The sequence below is a fragment of the Escherichia sp. AM3 genome (assembly GCF_032029835.1).
GTDB lineage: Bacteria > Pseudomonadota > Gammaproteobacteria > Enterobacterales > Enterobacteriaceae > Escherichia > Escherichia coli.
Genome location: NZ_JAVUPQ010000233.1, coordinates 1 through 1,904 on the forward strand (window position 1 = coordinate 1; position 1,904 = coordinate 1,904).

Consider the following 1,904-nt stretch of genomic DNA (forward strand, 5'->3'; position numbering starts at 1 on the left):
CTGATAGAAACAGAAGCCACTGGAGCACCTCAAAAACACCATCATACACTAAATCAGTAAGTTGGCAGCATCACCAGGATTCGCGCATGTTACTGGCGACTCAGCATTCTGCTACGGGTCAGGTGACGCAGTGGATTAAAAAACAATTTGCGCCAAATGGCATATTAACGGGGATCTATCAGGATTTACTGCATCGGGAGAATTAATCGCTGCCAACCTCCCGATGCGCTGTGAATAGCGGTTTACATCAACCACCTGCTTTCATTACCCATTCAGAGATAAATTTATTACCCGGTACTGGCGGAGAGTACAAATAGCCCTGCAAAAAGTGAACGCCTTTACCGATCATTAAATCCGCCTGCTCCTGGGTTTCTACCCCTTCCGCCACGATACTCAGACCAGGCTTACGCGCTAGTTCGACAATATTGTCCACAATATGACCGGAGATTTCGTCGACACTCGCCATTTGCACAAATGACTTATCGATCTTAATAAAATCGACCGGGAACGCCTGCAAGTAACGATAGGTCGCATAACCCGTACCAAAGTCATCCAGCGCAAAGGTAATGTTGTGCTGATGAAGGCTGTCAAATATCGCTCTGGCTTCTGGCGTTACCGGAATAGGGTTACGTTCCGTTAGCTCGAGAACCAGCTTGATTTTATCGTTACCTAATTTCTTAACCAGGTTCAGACACTCTTTTTCAAATCCCGCTGCCAAAAAACAACCCGCCGAGACGTTGATGCCAATATGGAAATTGTCCGGCAGCAAATGTTTTACCGGCATCAGAATATCCGCAGTCTGTTTCATCAGTTGGCGGGTCATTATGACAATAAGACCGGATGACTCCGCCAGAGGAATAAACTGATCCGGTGGTATAATTCCCGTTTGTGGATGTTCCCAGCGGACAAGCACCTCACAGCCCGTCAGTACCCCAGTCTGCGCGCAGAAAACCGGTTGGATCCACGGTTTGAATTCGTGGTTTTCCAACGCCAGACTGATGGCTTCAGGCGTGACGATATGGTGATAGTGATTATCATTAATATATCTGTGACTATTACTCCCCGTGGCGGATATGATCTCCGGATTGTACTGAAAGAAAATATCGCGCCAGAAAGTAATATCGCTCTGAATCCCCAGTTTCTCAAAGAGCTGTTTCTTTTGATGTGAAATTGTCTTTGCACTGCGATTTCTGTACTGTGATATTTCTGTTACAGACATTCCCTGCATCAGCAGCTTGAGTAGCAGTCGTTCTTTCTCGGATACGCTACCAGGCAATGACAAATGAACCGTTGTACCGAACTCTTGCAGAAAAACACGAAAATCACATGAATTCATGAACACACCTTTATCTTTTATCGCTGTTCAGTATGAGTGATTACCTGTCGATTCCTGAGCACACATAAGGGGTAACCATAAACATCAGCGATGCCATACGTATAACATCCCACATCACTATCAAGAAGATTATCTTTACCTCTGATGCTCGCTCAAAAACAGTTACGCTAAATACCTTAAAAAGGTAATCACAAGTCAAACTCAGGAGATAATCACGCAAGAATGCAATATTAAAATTCAGATACTCATTTTTGGTAATAAAGAAGTAGTTGGACTATTTCAATATTTATAATTTCCCACTACATACTGGCATCCATTCATGAGCAAAGGCGCATTATATGAATTTAACAATCCAGATCAACTGAAAATACCTCTCCCTCATAAACACATAGCGTCAACATTCAATGACATAATGAGTAATGATCCTACCCACGTAATATGGACACAGGCCTAAGCGAGGTTCTTGTTTTCAAATTGTTCCGGACTGAGGTCGCCACACCAACTGTGCCGCCGCCACCGATTGTAATCACATTCGATATAATTAAACACCGTTGCCCGCATTATTTCC

General features: G+C 43.9%; 2 protein-coding genes and 1 pseudogene. 1 reads left to right on the forward strand and 2 read right to left on the reverse strand.

Going from position 1 to position 1,904, the window contains the following annotated elements:
* Positions 1–206, forward strand: a pseudogene (locus tag RTW80_RS24530) (hypothetical protein); the annotation flags it as partial.
* Positions 207–247: 41 nt separating this feature from the next.
* On the opposite strand, the gene pdeL reads toward RTW80_RS24530, so the two are convergent.
* Together pdeL and RTW80_RS24540 are read right to left on the reverse strand one after the other, a co-directional pair.
* Positions 248–1,336: a DNA-binding transcriptional activator/c-di-GMP phosphodiesterase PdeL gene (gene pdeL / locus RTW80_RS24535; RefSeq protein WP_001324749.1), complete on the reverse strand. Its 1,089-nt coding sequence runs from the start codon at positions 1,334–1,336 to the stop codon at positions 248–250.
* Between the two features lie 450 nt (positions 1,337–1,786).
* On the reverse strand, positions 1,787–1,904 hold a 118-nt coding region (locus tag RTW80_RS24540), incomplete at its 5' end, for an IS3 family transposase (protein WP_157911923.1).

Bases quoted from the DNA above. Each gene is read 5' to 3' on its own strand.
- pdeL (WP_001324749.1), bottom strand. From the start codon at position 1,336: ATGAATTCATGTGATTTTCGTGTTTTTCTGCAAGAGTTCGGTACAACG.